12 protein-coding genes are annotated in these 15036 nt (G+C 68.3%); 2 read left to right on the top strand and 10 right to left on the bottom strand.

The features are described from left to right. Window positions 1-178: 178 nt before the first annotated feature. Window positions 179-1654 carry an amino acid permease gene (locus NM961_RS11740; RefSeq protein WP_255914546.1) on the bottom strand — a complete coding sequence of 492 codons (1476 nt, stop codon included), beginning with the start codon at window positions 1652-1654 and terminating at the stop codon, window positions 179-181. A gap of 277 nt (window positions 1655-1931) precedes the next feature. Between NM961_RS11740 and NM961_RS11735 the strand changes: the two genes are divergently transcribed. Next, on the top strand, window positions 1932-2384 hold the full coding sequence (locus NM961_RS11735; RefSeq protein WP_439334213.1) for an NUDIX hydrolase: 453 nt from the start codon (window positions 1932-1934) through the stop codon (window positions 2382-2384). A 650-nt stretch (window positions 2385-3034) separates the two neighbouring features. Here NM961_RS11735 and efpL read toward each other — a convergent pair. From efpL to NM961_RS11715, 4 genes are all read right to left on the bottom strand, one after another. After that, window positions 3035-3598, bottom strand: a complete 564-nt coding sequence (gene efpL, locus NM961_RS11730; RefSeq protein WP_255914543.1) for an elongation factor P-like protein EfpL — start codon at window positions 3596-3598, stop codon at window positions 3035-3037. A gap of 126 nt (window positions 3599-3724) precedes the next feature. Beyond that, window positions 3725-4492 (bottom strand): SDR family NAD(P)-dependent oxidoreductase, encoded by a 768-nt coding sequence (locus NM961_RS11725; protein WP_255914541.1) that lies wholly within the window; start codon window positions 4490-4492, stop codon window positions 3725-3727. 82 nt (window positions 4493-4574) lie between these two features. Beyond that, window positions 4575-5057: a GNAT family N-acetyltransferase gene (locus NM961_RS11720; RefSeq protein WP_255914540.1), complete on the bottom strand. Its 483-nt coding sequence runs from the start codon at window positions 5055-5057 to the stop codon at window positions 4575-4577. 46 nt (window positions 5058-5103) lie between these two features. Continuing rightward, entirely contained in the window at window positions 5104-5913 is an 810-nt protein-coding gene (locus NM961_RS11715) for a cyanophycinase (RefSeq protein ID WP_255914538.1), read from the bottom strand. A 173-nt stretch (window positions 5914-6086) separates the two neighbouring features. Between NM961_RS11715 and NM961_RS24180 the strand changes: the two genes are divergently transcribed. Next, window positions 6087-9731, top strand: a complete 3645-nt coding sequence (locus NM961_RS24180; protein WP_255914537.1) for a DUF4132 domain-containing protein — start codon at window positions 6087-6089, stop codon at window positions 9729-9731. Between the two features lie 230 nt (window positions 9732-9961). Here NM961_RS24180 and NM961_RS11705 read toward each other — a convergent pair whose 3' ends face one another. From NM961_RS11705 to NM961_RS11685, 5 genes are all read right to left on the bottom strand, one after another. Then, entirely contained in the window at window positions 9962-10855 is an 894-nt protein-coding gene (locus NM961_RS11705; RefSeq protein WP_255914536.1) for a hydroxymethylglutaryl-CoA lyase, read from the bottom strand. Beyond that, on the bottom strand, window positions 10852-11502 hold the full coding sequence (locus NM961_RS11700; RefSeq protein WP_255914535.1) for a hypothetical protein: 651 nt from the start codon (window positions 11500-11502) through the stop codon (window positions 10852-10854). The genes NM961_RS11705 and NM961_RS11700 overlap by 4 nt, the downstream gene beginning before the upstream one ends. Then, a complete protein-coding gene (locus NM961_RS11695) occupies window positions 11502-13508 on the bottom strand; it encodes an acetyl/propionyl/methylcrotonyl-CoA carboxylase subunit alpha (protein WP_305119144.1) in 2007 nt (668 codons plus the stop codon). The genes NM961_RS11700 and NM961_RS11695 overlap by 1 nt, the downstream gene beginning before the upstream one ends. A 109-nt stretch (window positions 13509-13617) precedes the next feature. Next, a complete protein-coding gene (locus NM961_RS11690) occupies window positions 13618-14007 on the bottom strand; it encodes a VOC family protein (protein ID WP_255914532.1) in 390 nt (129 codons plus the stop codon). An 85-nt stretch (window positions 14008-14092) separates the two neighbouring features. Beyond that, window positions 14093-14893: an enoyl-CoA hydratase-related protein gene (locus NM961_RS11685; protein WP_255914531.1), complete on the bottom strand. Its 801-nt coding sequence runs from the start codon at window positions 14891-14893 to the stop codon at window positions 14093-14095. Window positions 14894-15036: the final 143 nt, after the last annotated feature.

The raw sequence follows: 15036 nt of genomic DNA, 5'->3' as shown, positions 1-15036 counted from the left end.
CTATTTCGTCCCTAGTGCGCGGGACGCGGCTAAGTGATTGAGTACAAAAGGGACTTGTTGATAAGCCGGGGCGCGCTGCAAAGGCCGGGGTCAAGTCATTGAATTTACAGGAAGCCGGCGCCGCGGGCGCGGCCGGCGAGGCAGCCGGGACCGGCCTGGGCCGGCCCCGGCGCAGGGCTTACTGGCGCCGCGCGAGTTCGCTGTTGCGCATGCCGTAGGCGGCGTAGAGCGCCAGACCGATCACCGACCAGACGGCGAACACGGTCAGGGCCTTGGCCGAGAGGTTGACGAACAGCAGCACGCAGCCGGCCACGGCCAGCGGGCAGACCAGCCACACCAGCGGGGTGCGGAACGGACGCGCGCGGCCCGGCTGGGTGCGGCGCAGGATCATCACGCCGATCGCCACCATGATGAACGCGAACAGCGTGCCCGAGTTGGACACGTCGGCCAGGATGCCGACCGGGAACATCGCCGCGAACAGCGACACCACCACGCCGGTGAGCATGGTGATGATGTGCGGCGTGTGGAAGGTCGGATGCACCTTGGAGCAGACCGCCGGCAGCAGGCCGTCGCGCGACATCACGAAGAAGATGCGGGTCTGGCCGTAAATCATCATCAGGATGACCGAAGGCAGGGCGAGGCTGGCGGCCATGCCCACGAGATAGGCGACGGTGTTGTGATCCAGGCTGCGCAGCACATGGGCCAGCGGCTCCTTGCTGCAGACCAGCATGGAGGAATTGGCGCAGGCGGCGGCGAGTGCTTCGGAACCCGGCTCCAGCAGGGTGCCGGCGGCGTCGTACATGGGCTGGGCGCCGTCGGCGCCAACCGCGCCGTAGCCAACCAGCAGATAGAACACGGTGCAGACCGCCAGCGAGCCGATCAGGCCGATGGGGATATTGCGGTTGGGATTCTTGGTTTCTTCCGCCGCGGTGGAAACAGCATCGAAGCCGACGTAGGCGAAGAAAATCGAGGCCGCGGCGCCGAGGACGCCGATGCCGCCCATGGGCGTGCCCCAGCCCGTCGGCAGGAAAGGCTCGAAATTCGGCGCCTTGGCGGCGGGAACCGCTATGACGACGAAGGCGATCAGGGCGGCGATTTTGATGGTCACCAGCACCGCGTTGACCCAGGCGCTCTTGGAGGTGCCGATCACCAGCAGGCCGGTAATGACCAGGGAGATCAGGCAGGCCAGCAGATTGAAGCCGCCGCCGTCGTAGGGACCGGTCTGCAGGAAGGCGGGCAGGCCCATGTTGGCCGCGTTCATCAGGCCGTTCACATAGCCCGACCAGCCCACCGCCACCGCGCCTGCGGCGACGGCGTACTCCAGCACCAGCGCCCAGCCCACGATCCAGGCCAGCGCCTCGCCGAGTACTGCATACGTATAGGTATACGCCGAGCCCGACACCGGCACCATGGACGCGAGTTCCGCGTAGGCCAGCGCGGCCAGGCCGCAGACCACCGCGGCGATCACGAATGCGACCATCATGCCGGGGCCGGCCTTCTGCGCGGCCTCGGCGGTCAGCACGAAGATGCCGGTGCCGATGATCGCGCCGATGCCGAGCATGGTCAGCTGCAGCGCGCCGAGCTGGCGCTTGAGGCTTTTCTTCTCGGCGTTCTCAAGAATCTGGTCGAGCGGTTTTACGCGCCAGAAAATCATTCCATCCCCTCCCGCAAGTTTCTGGATCCGGCACTACCCGGCAGCGGGGCTGCGCGCGTGGGGCCGGACAACTGCTTCCCCCACGGCGTGGGGCATGAATAAACCGGGCTAAAATACGCGACCCACACTAGGCCAGCAAGCGGCGCGCATGAGCACCAGCAGCAACGATGTCACCCCCCCGCCGGCCCCCTGGCAGCTGGAATGGCTGCGCGCCGTCGATGCGTATGCCATACGTCACGCCGACGAGGCGGAAAGTGTTGCCTTGTTCCGCGATTTCATGCTGCGCCACAGCGACGCGGCGCAGCGCGAGCTGCTGCACGGCCATTTGACAGGATCCGCCTGGCTGGTCAGCCGCGACGGACGCCGCGTACTGCTCACGCATCACCGCAAACTGCAGCGCTGGCTACAACTGGGCGGACATGCCGACGGCGATCCGGATATTGCCGCAGTGGCCTTGCGCGAGGCGGAGGAAGAATCCGGCTTGACCGATCTCACTGTCGAGGCGGAGATTTTCGATCTGGACCGGCATTGGATTCCCGAACGCGGCGAGGTGCCGGGGCACTGGCATTACGACCTGCGTTACGTGGTGCGGTGCCGGGGATCTGAGGAATTTGCGGTCAGCGAGGAGTCGCTGGCGCTGGCCTGGCGCGAGGTGGCGGAGTTGCTGGGGGAAGGGGATGAGTCGGTGGGGAGAATGGCGCGGAAATGGGTGGGCAGGGGATTTTCATAGTTATACTTTTTTGCGGACGGCAGCATCGCCGCGGCTTGTGGGGGCGGTGGGGCAGCGCACAAGCAACGGAACAGCACAGCAAGAGCTGCAGGCACGGCACAGCTACAGCAAGAGCCACAGCTACTGCACGAGCTAACGCTGAGTAAGAGCTATCGCAAGGTATGAGCCCGCGCACAACCACGAGCAACGGCAACGGCGTCGCGTTGAGGGAGCGAGCTGATGAACGTGCTCGCCGAGGATGCGCCGGCGGCCGACGCCAGTAACGGACTGCGAGTGACGGCGGGAAGGTGCCAGCTTTTCCGGCGAGGGTCGCCGGTTTCGCGTCGCCGAATCCGGCTGCAAGGAAAGCCCTCTCCCCCAAGTGCGTTTACGCGCTTGGGGGAGAGGGTTGGGTGAGGGGGCGGCGCTTCAGTCGCGAGGAATTCCGGCTTTCGCCAGCGCTTCGCGTGTTGAAGATCTTGGCGAAAATCCAAAGGGTGAGTCGCGTTGTTCGTTGCCCCCTCACCCCAGCCCTCTCCCCCAGGCGAGCTTGGGGGAGGGGGAGCTTTCCGCTTTTTCTTGAAGAAATCCGGCAAATTTCACTTGCCAGAAACCGCGGATTCCGCCACGCACTCCCTGCGAATCCCGAATCCCGAATCCCGAATCCCGGCTCACTCGCGCCCGGAATACTCGCCGGTCACGGTGCTGACCAGAATGCGCGAACCGTTGACGATATATTCGGGAACCTGGATCTCGATGCCGGTTTCCAGCTTGGCGGGCTTGGGGCGCTTGGTGGCGGTGGCGCCTTTCATTTCCGGGGCGGTGTCGACGACGGTCAGGGTGACGGTGGCGGGGAGCTGCACGGCGACGGGCTGGTCTTCGATGAGCTGGACGTAGCAGGTTTCCATGCCTTCGATGATGAAGCCGGCGGAGTCGCCCAGGGCGCTGGCGTCGAGCATGTACTGGGTGTAGTCCTCCATGTCCATGAACACGAAGGTGTCGCCTTCGCGGTAGGAGTAGCTGGCCTGGCGGCGCGAGAGTTCCACTTCGCGCAGTTCATCCTCGGCGCGCAGGGACAGGTCCAGCTTCTGGCCGCCGGGCACGCTGTACATGCTGAAGCGGTAGGTCACGTTGCCGCCGCGGCCCTGGGGCGAGCTGCGTTCGATATCGCGGACCTGGTAGACCTTGTTGTCGTGCTCGACGACGTTGCCTTTCTTGATTTCGCTGGCTTTCATGGCGGGGGTTCGTGGTTCGTGATTCGGGATTGGAGATTCGTAACAGGGCGGCTGGGCCGGAAACCGAGGACTGCGCGGGACCGGCGGGGATTCGCGCCTGGTTCGCAACGCATCCCCCACCCCGGCTCACTTGGGCTGCAGGCGGATCGCACCGTCGACGCGGATGGTCTCGCCGTTGAGATAGCGGTTCTGCAGGATGAAGGCGACGGTCGCGGCGAATTCCTCGGGCTTGCCCAGGCGCGAGGGGTAGGGCACTTGTGCACACAGCGACTGGTATACGTTTTCCGGCATGCCGTCGACCATGGGGGTGTGGAACACGCCGGGAGCGACGGTCATCACGCGCACGCCGATGCGGGCGAATTCGCGCGCCATGGGCAGGGTCATGCCGATCACGCCGCCCTTGGAGGCGGAGTAGGCGGCCTGGCCGATCTGGCCCTCGTAGGCGGCGATGGAAGCAGTGTTGACGATGACGCCGCGTTCGCCGTCTTCGCCGGCGCCGTTGTGCTGCATCAGGTCGGCGGCGCCCTTGGCGACGTTGAAGGAGCCGACCAGGTTCACCATCACGGTGGTGGCGAAGTTCTTCAGCGGCATGGGGGCTTCCTTGCCCAGCACGCGGCCGGCACCGAGGATGCCGGCGCAGTTGATCGCGGCGTTAAGGCCGCCCAGGGCCTGCTGCGCTGCCTTGAGGTTGGCGACGACTTCTTCCTCGCTGGTGACATCGGTGCGGAAGAAGTGGGCGCGTGCGCCCAGGGCAGCGACGGCTTCGGCGCCCTTGTCGGCGTTGACGTCGAACAGGGCGACGGCGCCGCCCTGGCTGACCAGGTGCTGCGCAACCGCGTAGCCCAGTCCCGAGACGCCGCCGGTGATGACGGCCTTGACCTGATTGAGTTCCATTGCGTGCGCTCCGTAGCTGCTGCGCCGGCATGGCGCAAAGGCCGGATTGTAATTCAGCCGCCGCGCAGGCGGCTTCGGTACTTCACAGTTCGCGCAGGTAGTAGCGGTCGCAGCTGAAATGGCCGGTGCCGCCGAGCGGGCCGTCGATCGGGCGGAAGCCGGCCTTGAGGTAAAGCGCCTGGGCCGCGTCCATGCCGGTCAGGGTTTCCAGGTAACAGCGCCGGTAGCCGAGTTCCCGCGCCGCCTCCAGGCAGCGGCCGATCAGGGCGCGGCCGGCGCCCAGGCCGCGCAGCTCGGGCAGGAAGTACATCTTGCGCAGCTCGCAGGTGTCCGCGTCTCCGCCGATCAGGGCGGCCACGCCGCCGCCGCCGGTGACGCGGCCCTGCTGTTCGATCACGAAATAGGCGGCACCGGGAATCGCATACGCCTGCGCCATGGTGTCGACTTCGGCATCGTGTATCGCAAAGCCCGGGCCGCTGGCGCCGAACTCGGGCATGACGGTGCGGATGATCGCGGCGACGGCCGCGTTGTCGGCTTCGGTGATGGGACGGATGGCGTAAGGCATGGGATTCGGGGTTCGTTGTTCGGGATCGGCAGCGGCGCGCCTGCGCTCAGAGCGGCCGGCGGAAATCCAGGTCGTAGCGCGTGCCGTGCACCAGTACGTGCAGGTGCAGGTTGGTGATGGAGATGGGCGCCTGCGGGCCGGCTTCGGTGATGTTGGACGGGCCCACGTCGGCCGGATCGATCAGGGTGATGCCGCCGTGGCCTACGGCTTCGAGCACGTTGTCGGGGCCGACGAAGGCGGCGGTGTCGGCGTCCAGGCCCAGGCCCAGGGCGAAGGGGTTCAGCGCCAGCGCGCCCAGCAGGCGGCCGATACGGTCGCTGGCCGCGCCGCCCTGGTCGATGACGACGCGATTGGTCAGGCCCAGGCCCGGCGCCAGCGTCACCGCACCCAGGCGCGGCGTGATGCCGGATTCGCCGGAGGCCAGCATGTGCTCGGCCAGCACTGCCGCGCCGGCGCCGAGGCCGGCGATGGGCGTGCCGTCGGCGTTCCGGCGCCGCAGCAGCTTGGCCAGGCTGGTGCCGCCGACCAGGGTGGTGAGCTTGAGCGGATGGATGGTGGCCAGCACGACCAGGTCGGCGTTTTCCACCGCGCCCAGGGTTTCGCTGCGCTCGGCGTCGGCGCGGGCGGCCAGCAGAACGCGGCGCACGCCGCCGGCACCGCTGGCGAGCAGGGCGGTCTCGATCTCGTCCAGCGGGCGCAGGTCCAGCTCGCCGGCGATGAGGAAAAGAATTTGTGCGCGTTGTGGACAGATGGACAGCAGGCGGCGGGTCAGGCGCTGCTCGGTGTCCAGGCCGGCGAAGACGCCGATGGCGACCAGATGGCCGCGGGATTGATCGGGAGAGAGGCGGGCGGGCACGGCGGATCCGGGGCGGCTGTGGACGCACCGATGGTAGCAGCGCCGCGCGCCGCCGCGCGCGGTTGACAAATCGGCCGGTACGCCGGCGGGACGCTTGCGTATGCTTGCGCTCCGCCGGCCGGCCTGGCACCCGGACCGGCGATGCGCACAGACGACAAGACAGGGGATGAGTTGTGCAGGATCTACGTGACGAGGCGATTGGAGAACTGACTTCCCAGGGCCGCAGCGAGGCCGGCTTCCTGGCGGCGTTGCAGCAGGCCTACGGCCTGTTCGGCATCGGCCAGGCGCTGGATTTCGCCGCCGTGGCGGCCTACTGGCAGGGCGCGCCGCTGGCGCCGGAATGGCGCCGCGAGCTGGCTGCGCATACGCGCCTGGACGAGCGCGAGAGCGGCTGGCGCGGCCGTTCCCTGTGCGCGGCGCTGCAGCCGTGGATGCTGCAGGACCAGCCGCTCGCGCTGTGGCCGCAGATCGGCGAACGCTGCGTGCTGCTGCTGGCGCCGTTCCTGGGGGCGGCGGAGCTGATGCAGCTGTTTTCTCCCGGCCAGACCGAGAGCGTGCCGCGGCGGCGGCCGCAGGAATGGCATGCGGTGGGCGCCGCAGCCGTGCGCGACTGGGTGCAGGCGCTGGTGCAGGGGCGCGGGGACTGGGCGCCGCTGGCCGCCGCGTACCGGGCGGTCGGCGCAGATCCGGCCGTCGTGGCCGAGGTGCTGGCGCGGCTGGCGCCGGAGCAGTGGAACAGCGGCGACTACCGCAGCGAGAACCTGCTGCGTCCGCTGGTGCATGCGCAGTTGGCCGGCCTGCTGTTGCGCGAGCAGCTGCTGTGGCGCGATACGGTCGATGGCGACTGGGCGTTCGAGCTGTTGTCCGAGCTGACCCGCTCGCACGAACTGGAGGTGCCGGAACTGCTGTGCGAAAGCGCCGGCGAGATCGACGTCATCGCGCTGCTGCTGCGGCCGCTGACCCGCGCTGCTGCCGACAGCGCGGCCCTGCGCGCCGCCTGTGCCGCGCATACGCACAGTTATCGCATCTTCCGGCATACCGGCCTGCTGGACGAACTAACTACCTCGCCGCAGCGCTGGCAGGCCTTCCTCGACGGCTGCTGCGACGAGATGCTGAGCTGGATGCCGCGCACGCGCGAATTTGGCCAGCGCCATCCGGAGCGGCTGCTGCAGCTGGACCAGCTGTTGTGGAAACGGGCGAAGAAATTCAGCGACGCGCGGCTGGAAACGCCCGCGGCGCTGGCCTGGTATCGCAGCGTGCTGTCCGAACTGACCGAGCGGGATTTCGAGGATGCACTGACCCGCGTGGCCGGGCATTGCGATGCCGCCGCCCTGCGGGCGCTGATCGACAGCGAAGTGCTGGCGCGCAAGCGCGACCTGCCCTGGGCGGTGGCGCGGATGGTGGAGGACTGCGCCGATCTGGTGCGCTACATCGACAGCGGCAGGAAAAACGTCGCGGCGCAGGCGGCCTCGCAGCTGGTGCTGCGGGCGCTGGACGATGAGCGGCCGGGTTGGCCGCACGAGCCGTACTGGTCGGCGCTGCTGGCGCTGGGGCCGGCGCATGCGGATCTGCTGATCGAGCATACGGTGGATTCGTACTCCGCCGCGTCCGACAGCATGGCGCGCTGGGAAGCGCTGTTCCAGGCGGCACGGCAGCCGGATTCGCGCCGCCGCGTCGTCGACCAGTGCCTGCGCGCGCTGGCCGACGACGAGGCACGCGAAGCGCGCGCTGCCGTGCTGGCGCTGTGCGAACACCTGTATCGGCAGGATCCGGCGATCTTCCACGCCCTGATCGCCAACGACGAGGTCGAGGCGCGGCCTTTCAATGCCAGCCTGCGCGATGCCCAGTCGCCACTGCATGAGCTGGTCGCCAGCGTCAGCGCGGCTTATCTGTGCCGCGCGCGCTGGTTCAGCGGTATGCCGCAGGGGCTGGATCCGGCGCCGGTGCGCGCAGCGCTGGCGATGCATCCGCAGAGCTATGCGGCGCTGACGGAAAAGCACCGCCTCAAGCTGGTGCCGCTGATGGATGCGGCGGCCGTTGCCGCCTGCGGCGCCAGCGTGGCGGAACTGATGAGCGCGGCGGGCAAGTTGTCCAGCCCGGTGCTGGTCGACCTGATCGCGCGCACGCCGCTGGCGGCGCTGCAGCAGGGCGGGCTGCTGGATGTGCAGGACCGCACGGCGCGTCTGCTGCTGTTGACCGGCCTTGCACTGAACAGCGATCCCGCGGCGCCCGGCTGGGTGGCGGCGGCCATCCACGACAAGGCGCATGATGATTACAGCCGCGGCCTGAGCCTGGACCTGCTGCAGCGCAATGGGCATTCGCTGCAGGAGCTGGATCCCTGGGCCGGCGCCAGTCTTGAGCAGATGCAGGCGCTGGCGGCCAAGCAGAAGATCACTGCCGCGGCGCAGAAAGCCTGGACCGAGGAAACAGCGAAACTGCTTGCACCGCTGGGCGAGGCCCTGGGCCGCTGCCTGCTGCAGGTGCTGATCAACGCGGGCGAGGAACTGCCGCGGCGCGCGCGCCAGATCCTCGACCAGCTGCCGCCGGCGCGGCGCACGGATTTCGCCGCCTACGGCGTGAAGGTGTGGATTGCCGAGAATGGCGCGGACAAGTTCGGCTGGTTGCTGCTGCCGCTGGCGGTCTATGGCGACGAGCGCGTCGCCAACGATCTGGTGCGCGCGGCCAAGGCCTGGATGAAGACGCGCAAGCAGAAGGCCAGCGCGGTGATGCATCTGCTGTGCCGCGTGCCCGGCATCTACGGCATTGCCCAGGTGCGCGAGATGTGGGAAAGCCGCAAGTTCTCCGAATCCATCCAGCACAACGCGCGCGAGGCGCTGAGCGCAGTGGCCGCGCGCGAAGGACTGGCGCTGGCGGAATACCTGGAACAGCTGGTGCCGGATTTCGGTTTCGAGACGGACGGCCTCAAGCTGAACCTGGGCTCGCAGGTCTGCCGCGCCCAGCTGCGCGGCGATTTCGGCATCGTCGTCGTCGATGCCGCCGGCAAACGCGGCAAGTCGCTGCCGCGGGCCAGGCCCGGCGATGACAAGGACCTGCGCGGCGTGGCGGAAAACCAGCTCAAGATGCTGGCCAAGAATCTCAAGCCGCTGTTCAAGCAGCAGTCGCAGCGCCTGCTGCGCGCGCTGCAGACCGGCAAGAGCTGGGACGCGGTCCAATGGCGCAGCCTGTTCGTCGCACATCCGCTGCTCAGTGCCCTGGCCCAGTCCGTGGTCTGGTCGGTGTTGGACGAGCAGGGCGGATCGCTGCAGCGCCTGCGTCCCAGTGCCGGCGGCGAGCTGGTCGATGCGAATGACTCACCGTGCACGATCGCCGGCGGCCTGCGCATTGCGGTGGCGCATCCGCTGCAGATCCCAGGGCAGGAACTGGAAGCCTGGCGCGCGCAGTTTGCCGATTACGAGCTGATCTCGCCGTTCGCCCAATTCGATATTCCGGTCTACAGCGCCAGCGCCGATGAACTGCAGGACAGCCTGGTGCGCCGGGCCGACGGCTACCGCATGAACCGCGCGCGCTTCGGCAGCCTGGTGGAGAAATGGGGCTATCTGAAAGGACCGGGCGAGGACGGCGCCATGATCAACGAACACTACTGGCAGGCGAACGACGACTGGCAGGTGACGCTGAACCACAGCGGCATCTCGGTGTTCTTCGACGTGGACGAGGAGGTCACGGTGGAGGGCCTGCATCCCACCCGGCGTGGCGAGGATGGCCGCTATGAGAACGTGACCCTGGCCGAACTGCCGGCACCGCTGCGGGCGACGCTGTTGCAGCAGGCGGAGGCGTTGAAGGCGTTGGCGGAGTCTTGAGCTGTGGGGCTCAAAGCCCTCTCCCCCAAGCGCGCTTGGGGGAGAGGGAGTTTTGCGCTGTTTGCCGGAGAGGCTGGCGGATGTTGGAGCCGGAAAGCAGGAGCAGGAGCAGGAAAGCAAAAGCAGGCTCCGCTTCAGCCCACAGTCCCACAGCCTTCAGTTCGTCAACATCACCAGCTTCGCCAGAATTTCGCCAACTCCACCCGCCCGCGCATTTCGGCAACTCCGCTTCAAGCCGCCGCCTTGCCCACCTTGCTGCCGGTCTCGCGGCCCAGCTGCGCGGCCAGCCATTGCCCGGTCGCGATCAGTTTCGGCAGGTCGATGCCGGTGGCTATGCCCATGCCTTCGAGCATGAAGACCACGTCCTCGCTGGCCACGTTGCCGCTGGCGCCCTTGGCGTAGGGGCAGCCGCCGGTGCCGGAGACGGCGGCGTCGATCACGGCCACGCCCAGGTCCAGGCAGGCCAGGATATTGGCCAGGGCCTGGCCGCGGGTGTCGTGGAAATGGATCGCGAGTGCGCTCATGGGGACTTCGGCCGCGACGGCGGCCAGCATGGCCTTCGCCTTGAGCGGCGTACCTATGCCTATGGTGTCGCCCAGGGAGATCTCGTAGCAGCCGGCGCGGTGCAGGCGGGTGGCGACGCGGACCACGTCGGCCAGCGGTACGTCGCCCTGGTAGGGACAGCCCAGCACCGTGGACACATAGCCGCGCACCTTCACGCCATCGGCGCGGGCGCGTTCCAGCACCGGCTCGAAGCGGGTGATGGATTCTTCGATGCTGGCGTTGATATTGGCCTTGCTGAAAGCTTCCGACGCGGCCGCGAACACGGCGACTTCTTCCGCGCCGACGGCACGGGCGCGCTCGTAGCCCTGCACATTGGGCACCAGCACCGGATAGCTCACGCCGGCGCGGCGGGCGATGCCGGTGAATACTTCGGCGGCGTCGGCCAGCTGCGGGATCCATTTCGGGCTGACGAAGCTGGTCGCTTCGATGCTGCGCAGGCCGGTTTCGCCCAGGCGGTCGATCAGTTCGATCTTGACCGCGGTGGGAATGATGGCCTTCTCGTTCTGTAGCCCGTCGCGCGGGCCGACTTCGACGATGCGCACCTGTTGCGGCGTAGTCATGGCTGTTCCTTGCGCTGAGCCTGGATCAGGTCTTTCTCCAGGCTTTCCACCGACTGCTCGCTGCGGCGCAGCTTCATCGGCTTGCTGCTGAATATGGCGTTGTTGCGCACGATTTCCAGCATCTGCTGGCGGTTGCCGCGCACATAGACATGCAGCTCAGTGGCAGTCTTGCTGATGGTGCCTTCGATCTTCGCATCCAGGATCAGCCTGGCGACGCGCTCGCTGTCCACCTCGAACAGTTCCAGCTGGTCGCCGCGCAGGCGGTAGCGGGCGAAGAAGAAGGATTTCTCGGGCGCAGGTGCCACGCCGTAGGGCGGGTCCAGCTTGACCAGTCCCTTGAGCTGGGCATCGGAGACGACGACGTAGTGGTTGCCGCCGTCGTGCACGAAGTTCACCGGAATATGCACCTGCTTGAACGGTGCGCCGCGCTCGGGTTGGTCCAGTACGTGGAAACGGCATTCGTGGTCGACGAAGAAGGCGGCGTCGGCGGCTTCGTCCTTGCGTTCCTCGTCGGGCACCCACAGGCCTTTCCAGGCCACGTCGCAGGTTTCGATGTTGTCGCCCAGCGGCGATTCAAAGCGGGTTTCGTTGCAGCCGGCCAGGGCCAGCGTGGCCAGGGCGGCGAACAGCAGGCGGGCGGTGCGCATCAGTTCTGCTCCAGGCGGATCAGTACGGCGTCGGCTTCGACGAATTCGCCCGGCTGCACCTGCACCGCGGCGATCACGCCGGCGCGCGGCGCGCGCAGGGTGAGTTCCATCTTCATGGCTTCCATGATGGCCAGCTCCTGGCCTTCGGAGACGCTGTCGCCGGCGTTCACGCGGGTCAGCACGATGCGGCCGGGCATGGGCGCGACCACGCGGTCGCCGCCGCCGCTCTTGCTCGCGCTGTAGGCGAAGGCGGCGGCGCGTTCAAAGCTGTGGCGGGCATTGCCGTCGTGCAGCAGCACGTGGCCGCCGTCCACCGCAGCGCGCAGGCGGCGCACGGTGCCGTCGATCTCGGCACTGAGCCAGCCGCCGTCCAGGCGCGCGTTGCGCACCTGGGCGTGGCCGCCCTTCCAGTCCAGGCTGTAGTCGCCGGCGCTGCCGTGGGCGGCCAGCTCCAGGCGCTCGCCGGCGTGCAGCAGCGCCACGACGCGCTTGCCCGGATGGCCCAGGCGCCAGCCGTCGGCGCTGGCCCAGGGCGAGTAGGGATCGCTGCCGGTCGCGGCCAGGGCCGGCGCGGCGCTTTCCTGGTCCAGCAGCACGGCGCAGGCCGCCGCGGCGAGCAGGTGCGCCGGCGCTTCCGCGGCGGCGGGCAGGAATTCGTCCAGGTGCCGGTCGAGATAGCCGGTGTCGATGCTGGCACCGGTCACGGCCGGATGGCGCACCAGGCGTTCGAGGAATTCCACATTGGACTTGGGACCGACGATCTCGGTCGCAGCCAAGGCTTCGCGCATACGCTGCAGCGCGGCTTCGCGCGTGGTGTCCCAGACGATGAGCTTGGCGATCATCGGGTCGTAGAAGATCGACACCACATCGCCTTCCACCACGCCGCCGTCGATGCGCACATGGCGCGAGGGTTCCGGCAGGCGCAGCGTGGTCAGCTTGCCCGAGCCGGGCAGGAAGTTCTGCGCCGGATCCTCGGCGTACAGGCGCAGTTCGATCGCATGGCCGTCGGCGGGCACGGACTTGTTGCGCACCAGCGAAGCGGGCAGGGCTTCGCCCGCGGCGACGCGCAGCTGCAGTTCGACCAGGTCGAGGTTCAGCGTCAGCTCGGTGACCGGATGCTCCACCTGCAGGCGGGTGTTGATTTCCATGAAGTAGAAATCGCCGCCCTGTCCCACGATGAATTCCACCGTGCCGGCATTGCTGTAGTCGATGGCGCGGGCCGCGGCCACGGCGGCCTCGCCCATGCGTGCGCGCAGCTCGGTGCTGACGAAGGGCGAGGGTGCTTCCTCCAGCACTTTCTGGTAGCGGCGCTGGGCCGAGCACTCGCGCTCGTTCAGATGCACGATATTGCCGTGGCGGTCGCCGAATACCTGGAATTCGATATGGCGCGGCTTCTCCACGTAGCGTTCCAGCAGCACGCGGTCGCGGCCGAAGGCGTTGCGCGCCTCGCGCTGGCAGGATTCGAGATTGGCGGCAAATTCCCCGCTGCTGCGCACGATGCGCATGCCCTTGCCGCCGCCGCCGTGGGCGGCCTTGATCATCAGCGGGAAACCGATGCGCTCGGCCTCGCGCGCGAGCAGGGCCGGATCCTGGTCCTCGCCGGTATAGCCCGGCACCACCGGCACCTTGTGTTCCTGCATCAGGATCTTGGCGCCGGCCTTGGAGCCCATCTTGCGCATGGAGGCCGCGGCGGGGCCGATGAAGACCAGGCCGGCGGCCTCGACCGCGTCGGCGAAATCGGCGTTTTCCGACAGGAAGCCGTAACCGGGATGGATGGCCTGGGCGCCGCTTTTTTTCGCCACGTCCAGGATGACATCGCCGCGCAGGTAGGAATCGGCCGGGCGCGAGCCGCCGATGGGCCAGGCTTCATCGGCCAGGCGCACGTGCTGGGCGGTGGCATCGGCCTCGGAATACACCGCGACGGTCGCGATGCCCAGGCGGCGGCAGGTGCGGATCACGCGGCAGGCGATCTCGCCGCGGTTGGCTATCAGTACCTTGGAAAACAGTCCTTGCATCGTTCGCCTTCCCGGTCGGTGGGTTCGCTGCGCGCGGCCTGGCCGTGGCGAGGTCTGCGCGCATCTGGAATTCAGTCGGTGCTGCGCCTTGGCCGCGGCCTTACCCGGGCGCGTGGCAGACGGCTTCGATATTGTGGCCGTCAGGGTCGATGACGAAGGCGCCGTAGTAGTCCGGATGATAGTGGCTGCGCAGGCCGGGCGGACCGTTGTCGCGCGCGCCGGCGGCGAGGGCGGCCTGGTAGAACGCATCCACCGCCGCGCGGTCGGGCGCCTGCAGCGCCACGTGCAGGCCGTTGCGGGTGGCTTCGGCGCCGGTGCCTATCCAGAAATCCGGCTTGCCCTTGCCGAAGCCGGCGTGGCGGGCATCCTTGCCGGTCATCTCCGGCGTCACTTCCATCACCAGGCCGTAGCCCAGCGGCGCGAGCACGGCCTTGTAGAAGGCCAGGCTGCGCGCGTAGTCGCTCACGCTGAAGCCGAGGTGGTCGATCATCGGTGCTCCTCCTTGCTGCGGTGGGCGGCCGGGACAGCTAGCGGCCGCCGGGCGGGATGAAATACGGGTGTGCCGGCTGCGGGAATCAGCCCTGTGCCTCGCGGGCCCAGTCCGGCGCGCGCTTGTCCAGGAAGGCGCCCAGGCCGTGCTGGCCTTCGGGCGAGACGCGCAGGCGCGCGATCAGAGCGGCATTTTCCCCATCGATATTCTGCTGCGCGGCCTCGGTCATGCCGGACATGGCCAGGGCCAGGCGCTTGGCCTCGGCCTGGGCCTGCGGGCCGCCCTTGCCCAGCCAGTGCAGGCTGCGCTCCACCGCGGCGTCGAGCTGATCGGCGGCGATGGTCTCGTGCAGCAGGCCGATGCGGTGCGCCTCGGCGCTGTCGAACACTTCGCCGGTGACGAACAGGCGGCGCGCCTGGCGCGCGCCGATCGCCGCGATCACATACGGCGAGATCACCGCCGGCACCAGGCCCAGCTTCACCTCGGACAGGGAGAACTTGGCCCCCTCCACGCCGATGGCGATGTCGCAGCAGGCGATCAGGCCCACGCCGCCGCCGTAGGCCGCGCCGTTGACCCGGGCCAGGGTGGGCTTGGACAGGAAATTCAGCCGGCGCATCAGGCTGGCCAGCTTGATCGAGTCGGCGCGGTTATCTGCCTCGCTGGCCTTGGCCATGGAGCGCATCCAGTTCAGGTCGGCGCCGGCGGAGAACGAGGCGCCTTCGCCGGTCAGCACCACGGCGCGCACGGCCGGGTCCGCTTCGGCCCGGTCCAGCGCGGCGGCCAGCTCGGCGATCAGCTGGTTGTCGAAGGCGTTGTGCACGCCGGGGCGGGACAGGCGGATCTCGGCGACAGAGGCACGGACTTGCAGGACTACGGACGCGGTCATGGGCGGGCTCCGGCAAACCTGCATGATAACGGGGCCGGGCGGGGCGGGCCGAGGCGCATGTCTGGACAAGCCATGCCGGCACCGTGTGGCCCGGGCCGGCCGCCGCCGCGCGGCCTGCGCCGCCGGCTCGGCGCCGGAACTGC

Source organism: Tahibacter harae, from assembly GCF_024437735.1.
Taxonomy (GTDB): domain Bacteria; phylum Pseudomonadota; class Gammaproteobacteria; order Xanthomonadales; family Rhodanobacteraceae; genus Tahibacter; species Tahibacter harae.
This window is presented reverse-complemented; position numbering and strand designations above follow the sequence as displayed.